Origin of the sequence: Streptomyces sp. AC512_CC834 (assembly GCF_019049325.1) — a bacterium.
In the GTDB taxonomy this organism is placed as follows: Bacteria; Actinomycetota; Actinomycetes; order Streptomycetales; family Streptomycetaceae; genus Streptomyces.
Genome location: NZ_JAGMUO010000065.1, coordinates 810345 through 826273, shown reverse-complemented (window position 1 = coordinate 826273; position 15929 = coordinate 810345). Strand labels below are relative to the sequence as shown.

Sequence of the window (15929 nt, the reverse complement as noted above, 5' to 3'; positions counted from 1 at the left end):
CCTTGGGGGAGCGGGCTTCGGAGGTGGCGGCGTGGGGGTGGGCGCCGGGGTGGTCGGGGTGGGAGTCGGTGTCGGTGTCGGCGAGGGCTTGGGACACGGCGGGAAGGTGGGCCAGGAGGAGCTCCCGGCGACCGCCACCGCTTCGGTACCGCCCGGTCCGGTCGACGCGTACGCACAGGCGTCCGCCTGCGCCGGGCCGACCGGTATGCCGACGAGCGTGAACGTCAGCGTCACCAGGGCCAACACCCGTCCGGCTGAGGCGGATCGGGTCGGTTCGGGTCCATGCACGACGCAGATCATGAAGCCTGGCGCACCGGGCCACGCCCGAGTGACCGGCGATTGCCCCGAAGGAGGGACACCGTCCCACCAGCGGTTTGACGACGACGAACCCGCTCGCGACGGGACCCGGAAGTCTGTACGAGAGGTCACGCGCCGCAGCGGACGACCCGCGCCCGCCCGGCGGGCGCGGGAAAGAAACCCGAGCCCCCGTTGAACACAACCGGCTCCCCCACGCGTACCCAGTGTCGTGCGGTGGCCCAGCAGGGCGCCCCAACACCTTCGTGACGATCGGGGATTGACGATGAAGACCTCCTGGCGGAGCGCCTCACTCGTGGCGAGCGCCGCGGCGGTGCTGGTGCTGACGACGGCGTGCGGCCAGGACGGCGGCGGCGCCACAGGCAGCCAGAACGTGGGCGCGACGGCCGCGCCCGGCGACGTCGGTGACATCGGCGCGGGGGCCGGTGACGGACTCGGTACCGGCGCGAGCGCGGGCGACACCCAGGCGTCGGCGAGCGCGCCGGAACCCGCGGGCAAACTGTCCGTCTCCACGAACGCCGAGATCGGCGACCTGGTGACCGACGGAGCGGGCCGCACCCTCTACCGCTTCGACGCCGACACCGCCGAGCCGCCCAAGACGACCTGCGAGAACGACTGCGCCACCGCCTGGCCGCCCGTCGCCGCCGACGACGCCCTCGCAGGCGAGGGCATCGACGAGGACCTGCTCGGGGAGGTCACCCGCCCCGACGGCACCAAGCAGTTGACGATCGGCGGCTGGCCCGCCTACCGCTACGCCAAGGACGCCGCCGCGGGCGACGTCAAGGGCCAGGGCGTCGGCAAGAAGTGGTACGCGCTGGCCGCCGACGGCAAGAAGGCCAAGGCCGAGCCGGCCGCCGGGCTGTCCACCCGCGAGGACCCGAAGCTCGGCGAGATCGTCGTCGACAAGAACGGCATGACCGTCTACCGCTTCATGAAGGACGAGGCCTGGCCGAAGCCGGTGTCGGCGTGCACCGGCGCCTGTGTGGAGAAGTGGCCGGTCGTGGCGCCCGTCGAGGCCAACGACACCAAGGGCGTGGAGAAGAAGGGCCTGATGAGCTTCACGCGGCCCGACGGCGCCGCCCAGCAGACGATCGACTGCTGGCCGATCTACACCTTCGGCGGCGACAAGAAGGCCGGAGACACCAACGGTCAGGGCGTGGGCGGCACCTGGTACGCCGTCGCGCCCGACGGAAAGCCGGTCGGCGCGCCGAAGAAGTAGCGACCTCCCGCCTGCCAACCTTCAGCGCGCGACCAGCGGGCCGTCCCCTCCGCACCCAGGCGGAGGGGACGGCCTGGTTCGTGTGCTTTCGCACACCTTCGCACACGGCACGTGCCGCGGGCAGTGACCGGGAACGGACGGTCAATTTCCGTTTGGGCTCGCTCCTTTGGCGGGCGATCAGTAGCCTCAGCTCGAACACCGGATCGCCTATGCCTTGGAGAGCTAGATGGAGCGTCCCGCCTGGGCCCCCCGCAGCATCGACATCTCGGTGCCCAGCGTGTCCCGGATCTACGACTTCTACCTGGGCGGTTCGCACAACTTCGAGGTCGACCGGGAAGCGGCCCGCAGGGCCATGGAGTTCATGCCGGGACTCCCCAAGATCATGCAGGCGAACCGGGCGTTCATGCGCAGGGCCGTGCGCTTCGCGGCCGACGAGGGCATCGACCAGTTCCTGGACATCGGCTCCGGCATCCCCACCTTCGGCAGCGTCCACGAGGTGGCGGGGCGCAGTTGCCCGGGCGCGCGCGTGGTGTACGTCGACCACGACCCGGTGGCGGTCGCGCACAGCGAAGCCGTCCTGGCGGGCAACGACGACGCGGACGTCGTGGCAGGGGACCTCCTCAAGCCGCGGGAGATCCTGGCCGCCCCGCAGGTGCGGCGGCTGATCGACCTGAATCGACCGGTCGCCCTGCTGCTGGTTGCCATACTGCACTTCGTGGAAGACGCGGACGACCCGTACGCGGCGGTGGCCGAGCTGAGCGACGCGCTCGCGCCCGGCAGCCTGCTCGTCCTCACGCACGCCTCGTACGAGGGAATCCCGCTGCCCGCCGAGCGGGCCGAGGGCGCGGTGGACGTGTACAACAACATCCGCAATCCGCTGATCATGCGTTCGCGCGAGGAAATCGCGCGGTTCTTCGAGGGGTACGACATGGTGGAGCCCGGACTGGTTCCGATGCCGCGCTGGCGCCCGGAGGGGCCGTTGGAGGACGACGACCCGTACGCGTACTCCGGGTTCGCCGGCGTGGGGCGTACCGCGTGAGCGCGGAGCCGGACGGGCCGGAGGACAGACTGCGCCGGTTCGCGACGATCTGGAGCCGGGCGGTGTTCCCGGTGACCTCGACCTCGTCCACCCGGCCGGAGTTCGAGGAGCAACTGCTGCCGCTGGCCCGCCGGCTGAGCGAGGTACTGCGCGCGCGGAGCTTCGACGCGGGCGAGGCCAGGGCGGCCGGCGCCGCGCTCGTCGACTCCCACTGCACCGACCCCGAGGCGCTCTCCCGGACGCTGGACTGCGTCGACGCCTATCTGGTGCTGTACTGCGGCGCGGACGGCGACCCGGAGGACCTGCGGGCCCGCTCGGCGCGGCTCCAGCACGCGATGGCGGCCGGGTTCGCCGGGGCGCTGCGCGCCCGGACCCTCGCCGAACAGGAGGCCATCGCGCAGGCCGCCCTGAAGGCGCAGGGCGTGGTAGCCGAGGCCCTGCACGCCAGCGAGGCCCGCTTCCGCGCCGTCTTCGAGGGCGCCGCCATAGGCATCGGCATCGCCGACCTGGAGGGCAACGTCCTCCAGGTCAACGAGGCGTTGATGCGCATGTTCGGCATCGCCGACCCCATGCTCGGCGGGCGCCGGGCGACCGAGTGGACGCACCCCGAGGACGCGCCGCAGACCTGGCGGCTCTACGACGAGCTGGTGCGCGGCGAGCGCGAGCACTACCACGTGGAGAAGGCCTTCTACCGGCCCGACGGAACGGTCCTGTGGACCAACCTCACCGTCTCCCTGCTGCGCGACGCCGACGGCACCCCGCAGTACCAGCTCGCGCTGATGGAGGACACCACCGAGCGGCGGCTGCTCAATCTGCGGCTGCGCTACGAGGCCACCCACGACGCGCTCACCGGCCTGCCCAACCGCAGCTTCTTCTTCGAACGCCTGGAGAAGGCCCTGAACGCCGGGCCGGGGCAGCGCTTCGGCCTGTGCTACCTCGACCTCGACGGTTTCAAGACCGTCAACGACAGCCTCGGCCACGCGGCCGGCGACCGGCTGCTCGTGGAGGTCGCCGACCGGCTCCAGGCCTGCGCCACCGCGCCCGGCGAGATGGTCGCCCGGCTCGGCGGCGACGAGTTCGTCGCGCTGACCACCGGCCCCGACACCCGGCACGAGGTCGACGAGCTGGCCGGGCGCATCATGAACGCGCTGCTCGCCCCGATCAGCGTCGACGGCCGCGAACTGACCGTGCGCGGCAGCATCGGCATCGTCGAGGGCCCGACGGGCGAGCGCAGCCCGGCGGAGGTGCTGCGCAGCGCCGACATCACCATGTACCGCGCCAAGTCGGCGGGCGGCAACCGCTTCGAGCTGGCCGACCCGGAGGCCGACGCCCGCGTCATCACCCGGCACGGACTGACCACCGCGCTGCCGGCGGCCCTGGATCGCGGCGAGTTCTTCATCGAGTACCAGCCGCTGGTCCACCTCGGCGACGGCAGCGTGCGCGGCGCCGAGGCGCTGGTGCGCTGGCTGCACCCCCAGCACGGCGTGCTCGGCCCGGACCGGTTCATCCCGCTCGCCGAGCACACGGGTCTGATCGTGCCGCTGGGCCGCTGGGTGCTCGAACAGTCCGTGCGCCAGGCCCGCGCCTGGCGGGAGCGGTACGGGGAGACGGGCGCCGCGGGCCCGCTGCGCATCAACGTCAACCTCTCGCCCTGCCAGCTCACCCACCCGGGACTGGTCCAGGACACCGTCGACATCCTGGAGCGGACCGGCGTGGCGCCCGACGCGCTGTGCCTGGAGGTGACGGAGTCGGCGCTGATCGGCGCGGACGACGACCTGCTGAAGCCGCTGCGCCGGCTGGCCGAGATGGGCGTGGACATCGCCCTGGACGACTTCGGCACCGGCTACTCCAACCTCGCCAACCTGCGCCGGCTCCCGGTGAGCGTCCTCAAGCTGGACCGCTCCTTCACACAGAGCATGCAGCAGTTCCCGGCCGACACCGTCGACCTGAAGATCGTCGAGGGGATCGTCGCCCTGGCCCACAGCCTGGACCTCGCGGTCACCGTCGAGGGTGTGGAGACCGGCGCCCAGGCCGAGCAGTTGCGGATACTGGGCTGCGACACGGCCCAGGGCTGGTACTACGCTCGTCCGGGTCCGCCGGAGCGGCTGCACGAACTGGCCCTGGTGGACGCCACGGGCTGAGCGCCGCCGCCGGTTCGCCTACGCCCCCGCACGCGCCGCCTCGGCGACCTCGGTCGCCGTGCGGACGAGGGCCGCGGTCGCCGTCGAGCGGGACTGCCGGGGCCGGGCGACGGAGAGGACGACCGGGCCGGCGTCCCGCTGGTCGGTCCCGACGACCTGAACCCCGGGGGCCTGGCGGAGGTCGTCTCCGCGGTACTGGGCCGTCCGGTACGGGTACGGGAGACCACCCCCGAGGAGTACGGGGCGGCGGCCCTGCGCTTCGGGGCGAGCGGGGACGGCGCCCAGGGGCCGGCGGACATGGTCTCGGCGATGAGCGCCCAGGGCTTCTACGGCCCGGCCGAGCCCAGCACACCGGACACCGCGCCCACGAGCTTTTGCCGCTGGTGCGAGGAGGTCCTCAGGCCGGCCGTGCTCGCCTGACACGCGGGCCCGGTCACTGGCCCGGTCACGCGTCCGGTCACGGGCCGGGTCACCTCTCCAGCAGCATCCGCTGCAACTCCCGTGCGGCCCGCGGCGGTGCCACGTCGCTGCGGTGGGCCAGCGCGATGCTCCGGTACAGCCCGGGCCGGGCCAGCGGTGTCACCCGCAGTCCGCGTCCGGAGCGGGCCGCCACCATGCGGGGGACGACGGCCATGCCAAGGCCCGCCCGCACGAAGCCCAGCACCGCGTCCATCTCCCCGCCCTCCACGGCGAAGTCCGGCTCGAACCCGGCGGAGCGACACGCGGCCACGGTCAGTTCCCGCAGGTCGTAGCCGTGCCGGAACATCACCAGGCGCTCGCCCTCCAGGTCCGCGACGCGCACGGCACGGCGCCCGCCGCCCGGCCGGGGCGACTCCGGGGACGACACCACCACCAGGTCCTCGCGCAGCAGCTCCACCGTGGTCAGGGCCGGTGACGCGGTGGGCAGCGGCAGCACGACCAGGGCGAGGTCGAGCGCGCCGCGCGCCAGCTCCCGCACCAGGTCGTGCGAGCCGCCCTCCTCGATCAGCAACTGGATGCCGGGGTAGCGGTCGTGGAAGGCGCGCAGCACGTCGGGCAGCAGGCCGGTGCACAGGCTCGGGGTGGCGCCCAGCCGGACCCGCCCCCGGCGCAACTGCGCCAGCTCCAGCACCTCGTGCCGGGCGGTGTCCGCGTCGGCCAGGATCCGCCGGGCCAGCGGCAGCAGCGCCTCCCCGGCGTCGGTGAGGGTGATGTTCCCGCGCGCCCGCAGGAACAGGTCGGCGCCCAGCTCCCGCTCCAGCGCCTTGATCTGCTGCGACAGCGACGGCTGCGCCACGTGGACCACCTCCGCGGCCCGCGTGAAGTGCCGGGTCTCGGCGACCGCCACGAAGTACTGGAGCTGTTGCAACTGCATACCACGAGCATACGTCCTCGATAGGCAAGCCCTATGGAAACGAGGCATTCCATGTCTTGGACCGATGGGGCCTCGGCCCCGTAGCGTCCTGTGACATGGCTCTGGCAACGCGGACGGACCGACGGCCGTCCCTGGCACGCACCGTGTGGGACTCGACCGTCGGCAAGAAGACAGTGATGGCGGTCAGCGGTCTCGTCATGCTGCTCTACCTGGTCGCCCACATGATCGGGAACCTGAAGATCTACTTCGGGGTCGAGGAGTTCAACCACTACGCGCACTGGCTGCGCACGGTCGGCGAACCGTTCATGCACTACGAGTGGACGCTTTGGCTGATCCGCGTCGTGCTGGTCGTCGCCGTCGTCGCCCACGCCGTCTCCGCGTACCAGCTCAGCCGCCGCGGCAACAGGGCGCGGCCCAGCAAGTACGTGCACAAGAAGGCGCGCTCCAGCTACGCGACGCGCACCATGCGCTGGGGCGGGATCATCCTCGGCCTGTTCATCGTGTGGCACGTCCTGGACCTGACCACCGGCACCGTGCACACCGGCGGCTTCGAGACCGGCAAGCCCTACCAGAACGTCGTGGACACCTTCTCCACCTGGTACGGCAACGTCATCTACATCGTCGCGATGCTCGCCCTCGGCCTGCACATCCAGCACGGCTTCTGGAGCGCCGCCCAGACCCTCGGCGCCGGCAGCCGTACCCGCGACCGCGCCCTGAAGACGACCGCGAACGTCCTCGCGCTGCTGCTCACGATCGGCTTCGTCGCCGTACCCGTGGGCGTCATGACCAAAGTGGTGAGCTGACATGACAACCTACGCCGACTACCCGACCGGTGAGCCGGTCACCGACACCAAGGCCCCGGCCGGACCGGTCAACGAGCGCTGGGACACGCGCCGTTTCGAGGCGAAGCTGGTCAACCCCGCCAACCGGCGCGGCAAGACCGTCATCGTCGTCGGCACCGGCCTCGCGGGCGGCTCGGCCGGCGCGACCCTCGCCGAACAGGGCTACCACGTCGTCCAGTTCTGCTACCAGGACTCCCCGCGCCGCGCCCACTCCATCGCCGCGCAGGGCGGCATCAACGCGGCGAAGAACTACCGCAACGACGGCGACTCGATCCACCGCCTGTTCTACGACACCGTCAAGGGCGGCGACTTCCGCTCCCGCGAGTCCAACGTGCACCGGCTCGCGCAGATCTCCGTCGAGATCATCGACCAGTGCGTGGCCCAGGGCGTGCCCTTCGCCCGCGAGTACGGCGGTCTGCTCGACACCCGCTCCTTCGGCGGCGTCCAGGTCTCCCGTACGTTCTACGCCCGCGGCCAGACGGGCCAGCAACTGCTGCTCGGCGCCTACCAGGCCCTCAGCAGGCAGATCGCGGCCGGAAACATCGAGATGCACCCGCGCACCGAGATGCTCGACCTGATCGTCGTCGACGGCCGGGCCCGCGGCATCGTCGCCCGGGACCTGATCACCGGGAAGATCGACACCTACTTCGCGGACGCCGTGGTCCTGGCGAGCGGCGGGTACGGCAACGTCTTCTACCTGTCGACCAACGCCATGAACTCCAACGCGACCGCCGTCTGGCGGGCACACCGGCGCGGCGCCTACTTCGCCAACCCCTGCTTCACACAGATCCACCCGACCTGCATCCCGCGCACCGGCGACCACCAGTCCAAGCTGACGCTGATGAGCGAGTCGCTGCGCAACGACGGCCGCATCTGGGTGCCGAAGGCCAAGGGCGACGACCGGCCCGCGAACAAGATCCCTGAGGACGAGCGCGACTACTACCTGGAGCGCGTCTACCCGTCGTACGGCAACCTCGTCCCCCGCGACATCGCCTCCCGCGCCGCGAAGAACGTCTGCGACGAGGGCAGGGGAGTGGGCCCCGGCGGCCAGGGCGTCTACCTGGACTTCGCCGACGCCATCAAGCGCATGGGGCGCAAGGCGGTCGAGGCCAAGTACGGCAACCTCTTCGACATGTACCAGCGGATCACCGACGAGGACCCGTACAAGGTACCGATGCGGATCTACCCCGCCGTGCACTACACGATGGGCGGGCTGTGGGTCGACTACGACCTCCAGACCACCGTCCCCGGCCTGTTCGCGATCGGCGAGGCCAACTTCTCCGACCACGGCGCCAACCGGCTCGGCGCCTCCGCGCTGATGCAGGGCCTGGCCGACGGCTACTTCGTGCTGCCGGCCACCATCAACGACTACCTCGCCCGCAACCCCCTGGGTGGCGAGGGCGACGCGGTCGACGAGGGCCACCCGGCGGTGCAGGAGGTGCTGGCCGAGACCGAGGACCGGCTGAACCTGCTCCTGTCCGTCGACGGCGACCGCACCCCCGACTCCTTCCATCGGGAACTCGGCGAACTGATGTGGGAGTTCTGCGGCATGGCCCGCACCGACTCCGGTCTGCGCAAGGCCCTGGAGCGCATCCCGCAGATCCGCGAGGAGTTCTGGCGGCGCATCAAGGTCCCCGGCACCGGCGAGGAGTTCAACCAGTCGCTGGAGAAGGCCAACCGCGTCGTCGACTACCTGGAGCTGGCCGAGCTGATGTGCCTCGACGCGCTGCACCGGGCCGAGTCCTGCGGCGGCCACTTCCGCGAGGAGTCCCAGACCCCCGACGGCGAGGCGGCCCGCAGGGACGAGGAGTTCGGATACTCCGCCGCCTGGGAGTTCACCGGCACCGGCGAGGCTCCCGCCCTGCACAAGGAAGACCTGGTCTTCGAGTACGTCCACCCCACTCAGCGGAGCTACGCATGAAGCTCACCCTGCGCGTCTGGCGGCAGAAGAACGCCGACGCCGACGGCGCCATGTCCACCTACGAGGTGGACGGGATCTCGCGGGACATGTCCTTCCTCGAGATGCTCGACACCCTCAACGAGGAACTCATCCTCACGGGCGAGGACCCCGTCGCCTTCGACCACGACTGCCGCGAGGGCATCTGCGGCGCCTGCTCGCTGGTCATCAACGGCGACGCCCACGGCCCCGAACGCACCACCGCCTGCCAACTGCACATGCGGTCCTTCCAGGACGGCGACACGATCGACATCGAGCCGTGGCGGGCCTCCGCCTTCCCGGTCGTGAAGGACCTGGTCGTCGACCGTTCGGCCTTCGACCGGATCATCCAGGCCGGCGGCTACATCACCGCGCCGACCGGCGCCGCGCCGGAAGCCCACGCCACGCCGGTGCCCAAGCCGGACGCGGACCTCGCCTTCGAGCACGCGGAGTGCATCGGCTGCGGCGCGTGCGTGGCGGCCTGCCCGAACGGGGCGGCGATGCTCTTCACGTCCGCGAAGGTGAACCACCTGGGCGTCCTGCCGCAGGGCGCGCCCGAGCGCGAGACGCGGGTCCTCGACATGGTGGCGCAGATGGACGACGAGGGCTTCGGCGGCTGCACGCTCACCGGCGAGTGCGCCACGGCCTGCCCCAAGGGCATCCCGCTGGTGTCCATCACCAGCATGAACAAGGAGTGGCTGCGGGCCACGCGCAAGGTGGCGAAGAAGTAGCCCCCACAGGACGTTCGCCGACAGGTGCGGACGGACGGGGCCGGGAGAGGTGCTCCTCCCGGCCCCGTTTCGCATGCGGGCGCCCGGCATTCAGGAAGCGCACATCCGCGCTCCCGGCAGTCGTCACGCGCAGTACAGCCGGCGTCGGAAGAACTGTGGCGGAGCCGTCCCCACGACCAGGAGAGCACCCATGACCGGCGTACTGACCGCAGACCGCCCGCCGAAGCCCACCGCGCCCCACCGCTACACCGTCACCCTCGCCCGCGACGAGGACGACGTGCGGGCCGCGCAGCGGCTGCGGCACGACGTCTTCGCCGGGGAGATGGGCGCGCTGCTGGCGAGCCCGCAGCCCGGGCACGACGTCGACCCCTTCGACGCGTACTGCGACCATCTGCTCGTGCGCGAGGAGACGACCGGGCAGGTCGTCGGGACCTACCGGCTGCTGCCGCCGGAGCGCGCGGCGGTCGCCGGGCGGCTGTACGCGGAGAACGAGTTCGATCTCGCGGCGCTGGACGGGATCCGGTCCGCCCTGGTCGAGGTCGGCCGGTCCTGCGTGCACCCGGACCACCGCGACGGTGCCGTCATCGGCCTCATCTGGGCCGGCATAGCCCGGTACATGACCGACCGCGGGCACGAGTGGCTGGCGGGCTGCTGCTCGCTGCCGCTCGCCGACGGCGGAGCCCTCGCGGCCGGCACCTGGGACCGGGTGCGGGCCAGGCACCTGGCGCCCGAGGAGTACCGGGTACGGCCGCTGCTCCCGTGGATCCCGCGCGCCGCGGCTCCCGCCGCGCCGCCCGTCGGCCGCACCGAACTGCCGGCGCTGCTGCGCGGCTACCTCCGGCTCGGCGCCTGGGTCTGCGGGGAACCCGCGCACGACGTGGACTTCGGCGTCGCGGACCTGTACGTGCTGCTGCCGATGAGCCGCGTCGACCCGCGCTATCTGCGGCACTTCCTCTCCCTGGTCCCGGCCTGATGAGCGGCTGGCTGCCCGTCGCCCCCTGTACTCCCGGGGCCTGCGTGGAGCCGGTCCGGGCCGCGGTGGCCGCCCCGCGCGCCGTGCTGCGGCTGACGGCGGTCGCCGTCCTGCTCCTCGCCGGGATCGCGGTCGTGCTCACGCCGCTCGGCCGCAGGAGCGTCCCCGACGCCCTGGTGCGGCGCTGGTGCCGGTGGATCGTACGGTCCGCCGGCGTCCGGGTCCGCGTCACGGGCTCCGCCGCGCCCGCGGGCGGGCTGCTCCTCGTCGCCAACCACGTCTCCTGGCTCGACATCCCGCTGCTCGCCGCGGTGCGCCCCGCCAGGATGCTGGCCAAGAGCGAGATCCGGCGCTGGCCGGTGGCGGGCGCCCTGGCCGCCCGCGGCGGGGTGCTGTTCATCGAACGGGACCGGCTGCGGGCCCTGCCGGACACGGTCGCGGTGATCGCGCGGGCCCTGCGCGCGGGCGCCGCCGTCACCGCCTTTCCCGAGGGCAGCACGTGGTGCGGACGCGCCCGGGGCTCCTTCCGCCGCGCCGTCTTCCAGGCCGCCCTGGACGCCGGAGTGCCGGTCCAGCCGGTCCGTATCCGCTACCGGGCCGGGGAGCCGGCGGCGGTGAGCACGGCCCCCGCGTTCGTCGGCGCGGACACCCTGCCGGCCTCCCTGTGGCGGGTGGCGTCGGCACGCGCGCTGACCGCGGAGGTGGAAGTGTGCCCCGCCGTCCCGCCGGGCCGCCATCCTGACCGCCGTTCGCTCGCCGAGGCCGCCGGTCACCACCCGCACGGCCACCACGGGAAAGCACCTTCGAAAAGTATGTGCGTTTTGTGACGTATGCGCAGTTTCCGTACCGCTGATACGGACATCCGGAAGGCAGGCACTCCGGAAGGAGGGTGATGGCAGATGATCACCCGTGAAGAGATCGCCAACGTCCTGGACCAACCGGTCTATGACGGGGACGGCAACAAGATCGGCGACGCCAAGCATGTCTTCTTCGACGACATGACCGGGCGCCCCGAGTGGGTGAGCGTCAAGACGGGCATGTTCGGCTCGAGCGAGTCCTTCATACCCATTCGTGACGCCGCGCTGGTGCAGGACCACCTCGAGGTTCCCTACCGCAAGGACCACATCAAGGGCGCGCCCAATGTCGACGTCGACGCGGGCGGCCATCTGTCGGAGACCGAGGAGCACCGGCTCTACGACTACTACGGCATCAACTTCGACAGCGTGCTGTCCGAGGCCGAGCGCACCGACGACGGCCGCTGGGCGGCCGGACCGGGCCCGGCCGGTGCGGCGGGAGCCGCAGGGGCGGCAGGCGCCGCCGGTGCCGCGGGAGCCGCGGGAGCCGCGGGAGTCGCGGGAGCCGCCGGCACGAAGGGCGAGGCCGGGACCGGAACCGGAGCCGGAGCCGGAGCCGCGGGCATGGCCGGTACGGCGGGCGGCAAGACCGGCCGTCAGGACGCCATGGACCGCGAGGGCATGCGCGGCGACGAGTACATGACCCGCTCCGAGGAGCAACTGCACATCGGCGTCGAACGGCACGAGTCGGGCCGCGCCAGGCTGCACAAGTACGTGGTCACGGAAGAAGTGCAGCAGTCCGTTCCGGTGACCCACGAGGAAGTGCGGGTGGTGCGCGAGCCCATCACGGAGGCCAACCGTGACGAGGCGATGGCAGGGCCGGAGATCAGCGAGGCCGAGCACGAGGTCACGCTGCACGCGGAACGCCCCGTCGTGGAGACCGAGACGGTGCCGGTGGAGCGCGTCCGGATGACCACGGAGGAGCACACCGAGAACGAGACGGTACGCGGCCAGGTCCGCAAGGAACGCATCGAGGCCGAGACCGAGTCCTTCACCGAGGACGAGACCCGTCGGGGCCGCGAGTGACCGTCCCCCGCCGTCGCGCGGGACCTCGCGTGCGCCGGTGAACCGGCTTCACCGGCGCGTCCCGCCGTCCAGGGCCCGGGCCAGATACCGTGCGGTGGCACTCCCGCCGGCCCGCGCCACCTCTGCCGGAGACCCCGCGGCGACGACCCGGCCCCCGGCGTCGCCGCCGCCCGGACCCAGGTCGATCACGTGGTCGGCGCCCGCCACCACGGTCATGTCGTGCTCGACGACCACCACCGTGTGACCGGCGTCGACCAGACCGTGCAACTGGCGCATCAGCACCTCCACGTCGGCCGGGTGCAGACCGGTCGTCGGCTCGTCGAGCAGATACAGGGTGTGACCGCGGCGCCCCCGCTGCAGCTCGCTCGCCAGCTTGATGCGCTGCGCCTCCCCGCCGGACAGCTCCGTCGCCGGCTGGCCCAGACGCAGATAGCCGAGACCGACGTCCAGCAGCGCGGCCAGGCTGCGCGCCACCGCGGGCGTGTCCGCGAAGAACTCCGCCGCGTCCTCCACCGTCAGGTCCAGCACCTCGGCGATGTTCCGTCCCCGGTACGTCACTTCGAGCGTCGCCGGGTTGTAGCGCGCCCCGCCGCAGTCCGGGCACGGCGCGTACGTGCTCGGCAGGAACAGCAGCTCGACGCTGACGAAGCCCTCGCCCTGGCAGGTCTCGCAGCGCCCTTCCGGCACGTTGAAGGAGAACCGGCCCACGCCGTAACCCCGTTCGCGCGCCTGCCCGGTGGCCGCGAAGACCTTGCGTACGACGTCGAACAGCCCCGTGTACGTGGCCAGGTTGGAGCGCGGGGTGCGCCCGATCGGCCGCTGGTCCACGGAGATCAGCCGGCCCACGCCCGGAAGGTCCTCGGTGATCTCACCGACGAGCGTCGACTTCCCGGAGCCGGAGACGCCCGTCACCGCGGTGAGCACCCCGAGCGGGAACCGCGCCCTCACCCCGCGCAGGTTGTGCCGGGTGACCGGACCGACCGTCACGGTGCCCCGCGCGGCGCGTGCCTCCCGTACGGGGGCGGGGGCGCGGTCGAAGAGGTGCCGGGCCGTCGCCGAGTCCCCGACCCCGGCCAGGCCGTCGACCGGACCGCTGTACAGCACCCGCCCGCCGTGCTCGCCCGCCCGCGGACCGACGTCCACGATCCAGTCGGCGCCGCGCATCACGCCGAGGTGGTGCTCGACCACGAACACCGAGTTGCCGGCCGTCTTCAGCCGCTCCAGCACCGTCAGCAGCGCCTCGGTGTCCGCCGGGTGCAGGCCCGCCGAGGGCTCGTCGAGGACGTACACGACCCCGAACAGGCCGGAGCGCAGTTGCGTCGCCAGCCGCAGCCGCTGCAACTCGCCCGCCGACAGGGTCGGGGTCGCGCGGTCGAGGCTGAGATAGCCGAGCCCCAGCTCGACGACGGGCGCGATGCGGGAGGTGAGGTCACCTGTGAGCACCTTGGCCGTCTCGCCGTCGGTCGGCAGCAGCCCGGCGAGCTCGGTCAGCGGCAGTGCGGCCAGCTCGGCGACGGTGCGGCCGCCGACGGTCACCGCCAGGGCCTCGGCCCGCAACCTGCCGCCGCCGCACACCGGGCACGGGGCACTGGCGAGGAAGCGCTCCGCCTTCGCCCGCAGCGTGGCGCTCTTCGAGTCCGAGAAGGTCTTCATCACATAGCGGCGGGCGCTCATGTACGTGCCCCGGTACGGCCGCTGGATGCGGCCCGCGTCCCGCACCGGGTGCACCGTGACCACCGGCTGCTCGTCGGTGAACAGGACCCACTCCCGCTGCTCGGCGGGCAGCTCGCGCCACGGCCGGTCCACGTCGTACCCGAGCGCGTCGAGGACGTCCCGCAGGTTCTTGCCCTGCCAGGCGCCCGGCCACGCGGCGATCGCGCCGTCCCGGACCGACAGGGACGGATCCGGGACCAGCAGTTCCTCGGTCGTGCGGTGCACCCGGCCCAGCCCGTGGCACTCGGGGCACGCCCCGACCGCCGTGTTCGGCGAGAAGGCGTCCGAGTCGAGCCGCTCGGCGCCCGGCGGGTAGTCGCCGGCGCGGGAGAAGAGCATCCGCAGGGAGTTGGAGAGGTTGGTGACCGTCCCCACCGAGGAGCGGGACGTCGGAGCCGCCCGGCGCTGCTGCAGCGACACGGCGGGCGGCAGCCCGGTGATCTCGCCGACCTTCGGGGCGCCGACCTGGTGGATGAGCCGCCGGGCGTACGGCGCGACCGACTCGAAGTAGCGCCGCTGCGCCTCCGCGTAGACCGTCCCGAAGGCCAGCGAGGACTTCCCGGAGCCGGACACACCGGTGAACACGGCGACCACGTCCCGGGGGACGTCCACGTCCACGCCCTTGAGGTTGTGCTCGCGGGCGTCGCGCACCCGGACGTACGGGGCGTGGGGGCTGTGCATCGCGGGGCTCCGTACGGTGGGTGGGACAAACCCCGCGATTCTACGCCGGGGCGCCGAGCGGCCCCGTACCGGTGACGCGGGCGAGCCGCCGGTAGGAGTCGAGCAGCGCGGCGCGGTCGTACGTGCTGGTGGTGACCAGGACCTCCTGTGCGCCCGTCTCCTTCACGAGCGTCTCCAGCGCGTCGGCGACCTGCTCCTCCGTACCGGCGATGTGGCCGCTGAGACCGCCCTCGTACAGGTCGCGTTCCTTGACGGTCATCGTCCGGGCCCCGACCTCCTCGGCCGGGGGCAGGGGAGGGAAGGCCCCGCGGGTGCGGGCTTGGGCCATGGACCACGCCTCCGGGACCAGCAGCCGCCGGGCCTCCTCGGGCGTACCGGCCACCGCGACGGTGCCGGAGACGACGACGTACGGCTCCGCGCTCCACCGGGAGGGGCGGAACCCGGCGCGGTAGCGGTCGATGCCGCGGCGCATCCGGTCCCGGTCGCGCAGGTCCCCGATGACCATCGGCAGGCCCGCGCGGGCGGCGACGGCCGCGCCCTCGCCCATGGCCAGCACGAACGGCGGGACGGTCAGCCCCTCCGCGGGGCGCGCGTGCGCGCCGGTGGCCGAGGTGCCCCGGAACCAGCCGAGCAGCTCCGCCAGTTGGGCGTCGAAGTCGTCGGCGTCGTCCTTGTCCCGGCCCAGCGCCCTGCGTACGCCGTCGGTGAAGCCCACCGAGCGGCCGAGCCCCATGTCGATCCGGCCGGGGAAGAGCGACTCCAGCACGCCGAACTGCTCGGCGACGACCAGCGGCCGGTGGTTGGGCAGCATCACGCCCCCGGTGCCGACGCGGATGCGGCTCGTGGCACCGGCCACGGCGGCCGCCAGCACGGTCGGCGCCGATCCGGCCACCCCGGGCACGCCGTGGTGCTCCGCCACCCAGAACCGGTGGTAGCCGAGCCGCTCCGCCTCCCGCGCCAGCTCCACGGTGCCGCGCAGCGCCTCCCCGGCGCTGCGGCCCGAGCGGATGCGGGAGCGGTCGAGGACGGAGAAGCGGGTGGTGGCGAGGGGTGAGGTCACATGGGGTTCAACGCCCGCACGCCGCACAGATTCCCGGGACCGCGT

General features: G+C 72.6%; 12 protein-coding genes. 9 read left to right on the top strand and 3 right to left on the bottom strand.

All coding sequences use genetic code 11. The features are described from left to right. Positions 1 to 580 precede the first annotated feature (580 nt). From KUM40_RS25950 to rmdA, 3 genes are all read left to right on the top strand, one after another. Positions 581 to 1534 (top strand): SCO0930 family lipoprotein, encoded by a 954-nt coding sequence (locus KUM40_RS25950; RefSeq protein ID WP_217168607.1) that lies wholly within the window; start codon positions 581 to 583, stop codon positions 1532 to 1534. A 226-nt stretch (positions 1535 to 1760) separates the two neighbouring features. Next, a complete protein-coding gene (locus KUM40_RS25945; RefSeq protein WP_217168550.1) occupies positions 1761 to 2573 on the top strand; it encodes an SAM-dependent methyltransferase in 813 nt (270 codons plus the stop codon). Beyond that, positions 2570 to 4714 (top strand): cyclic Di-GMP phosphodiesterase RmdA, encoded by a 2145-nt coding sequence (gene rmdA, locus KUM40_RS25940; RefSeq protein ID WP_217168549.1) that lies wholly within the window; start codon positions 2570 to 2572, stop codon positions 4712 to 4714. The genes KUM40_RS25945 and rmdA overlap by 4 nt, the downstream gene beginning before the upstream one ends. A gap of 469 nt (positions 4715 to 5183) precedes the next feature. Here rmdA and KUM40_RS25930 read toward each other — a convergent pair whose 3' ends face one another. Further along, a complete protein-coding gene (locus tag KUM40_RS25930; protein ID WP_217168548.1) occupies positions 5184 to 6068 on the bottom strand; it encodes a LysR family transcriptional regulator in 885 nt (294 codons plus the stop codon). A 131-nt stretch (positions 6069 to 6199) separates the two neighbouring features. On the opposite strand from KUM40_RS25930, the gene KUM40_RS25925 reads away from it, so the two are divergent. The 6 genes from KUM40_RS25925 to KUM40_RS25900 all read left to right on the top strand — a co-directional run bounded on the left by KUM40_RS25925 (position 6200) and on the right by KUM40_RS25900 (position 12430). Continuing rightward, positions 6200 to 6871 carry a succinate dehydrogenase gene (locus KUM40_RS25925; RefSeq protein WP_217168606.1) on the top strand — a complete coding sequence of 224 codons (672 nt, stop codon included), beginning with the start codon at positions 6200 to 6202 and terminating at the stop codon, positions 6869 to 6871. A 1-nt stretch (position 6872) separates the two neighbouring features. Continuing rightward, on the top strand, positions 6873 to 8831 hold the full coding sequence (locus tag KUM40_RS25920; RefSeq protein WP_217168547.1) for a fumarate reductase/succinate dehydrogenase flavoprotein subunit: 1959 nt from the start codon (positions 6873 to 6875) through the stop codon (positions 8829 to 8831). After that, positions 8828 to 9577 (top strand): succinate dehydrogenase/fumarate reductase iron-sulfur subunit, encoded by a 750-nt coding sequence (locus tag KUM40_RS25915; RefSeq protein WP_217168546.1) that lies wholly within the window; start codon positions 8828 to 8830, stop codon positions 9575 to 9577. The genes KUM40_RS25920 and KUM40_RS25915 overlap by 4 nt, the downstream gene beginning before the upstream one ends. Before the next feature lie 190 nt (positions 9578 to 9767). Further along, positions 9768 to 10550 (top strand): GNAT family N-acetyltransferase, encoded by a 783-nt coding sequence (locus KUM40_RS25910; protein WP_217168545.1) that lies wholly within the window; start codon positions 9768 to 9770, stop codon positions 10548 to 10550. Then, positions 10550 to 11377: a 1-acyl-sn-glycerol-3-phosphate acyltransferase gene (locus tag KUM40_RS25905; RefSeq protein ID WP_217168544.1), complete on the top strand. Its 828-nt coding sequence runs from the start codon at positions 10550 to 10552 to the stop codon at positions 11375 to 11377. The genes KUM40_RS25910 and KUM40_RS25905 overlap by 1 nt, the downstream gene beginning before the upstream one ends. A gap of 72 nt (positions 11378 to 11449) precedes the next feature. Next, positions 11450 to 12430, top strand: coding sequence for a DUF2382 domain-containing protein (locus KUM40_RS25900; protein WP_217168543.1), 981 nt, complete (start codon positions 11450 to 11452; stop codon positions 12428 to 12430). Between the two features lie 48 nt (positions 12431 to 12478). Here the strand turns inward: KUM40_RS25900 and KUM40_RS25895 are convergent, their stop codons facing one another. After that, positions 12479 to 14824, bottom strand: coding sequence for an excinuclease ABC subunit UvrA (locus tag KUM40_RS25895; RefSeq protein ID WP_217168542.1), 2346 nt, complete (start codon positions 14822 to 14824; stop codon positions 12479 to 12481). A 40-nt stretch (positions 14825 to 14864) separates the two neighbouring features. Continuing rightward, a complete protein-coding gene (locus tag KUM40_RS25890) occupies positions 14865 to 15884 on the bottom strand; it encodes an LLM class flavin-dependent oxidoreductase (RefSeq protein WP_217168541.1) in 1020 nt (339 codons plus the stop codon). Positions 15885 to 15929: the final 45 nt, after the last annotated feature.

Coding starts and splice junctions, on each gene's coding strand:
- KUM40_RS25950 (WP_217168607.1), top strand. CDS start 581: ATGAAGACCTCCTGGCGGAGCGCCTCACTCGTGGCGAGCGCCGCGGCG.
- KUM40_RS25945 (WP_217168550.1), top strand. CDS start 1,761: ATGGAGCGTCCCGCCTGGGCCCCCCGCAGCATCGACATCTCGGTGCCC.
- KUM40_RS25930 (WP_217168548.1), bottom strand. CDS start 6,068: ATGCAGTTGCAACAGCTCCAGTACTTCGTGGCGGTCGCCGAGACCCGG.
- KUM40_RS25920 (WP_217168547.1), top strand. CDS start 6,873: ATGACAACCTACGCCGACTACCCGACCGGTGAGCCGGTCACCGACACC.
- KUM40_RS25915 (WP_217168546.1), top strand. CDS start 8,828: ATGAAGCTCACCCTGCGCGTCTGGCGGCAGAAGAACGCCGACGCCGAC.
- KUM40_RS25910 (WP_217168545.1), top strand. CDS start 9,768: ATGACCGGCGTACTGACCGCAGACCGCCCGCCGAAGCCCACCGCGCCC.
- KUM40_RS25905 (WP_217168544.1), top strand. CDS start 10,550: ATGAGCGGCTGGCTGCCCGTCGCCCCCTGTACTCCCGGGGCCTGCGTG.
- KUM40_RS25900 (WP_217168543.1), top strand. CDS start 11,450: ATGATCACCCGTGAAGAGATCGCCAACGTCCTGGACCAACCGGTCTAT.
- KUM40_RS25895 (WP_217168542.1), bottom strand. CDS start 14,824: ATGCACAGCCCCCACGCCCCGTACGTCCGGGTGCGCGACGCCCGCGAG.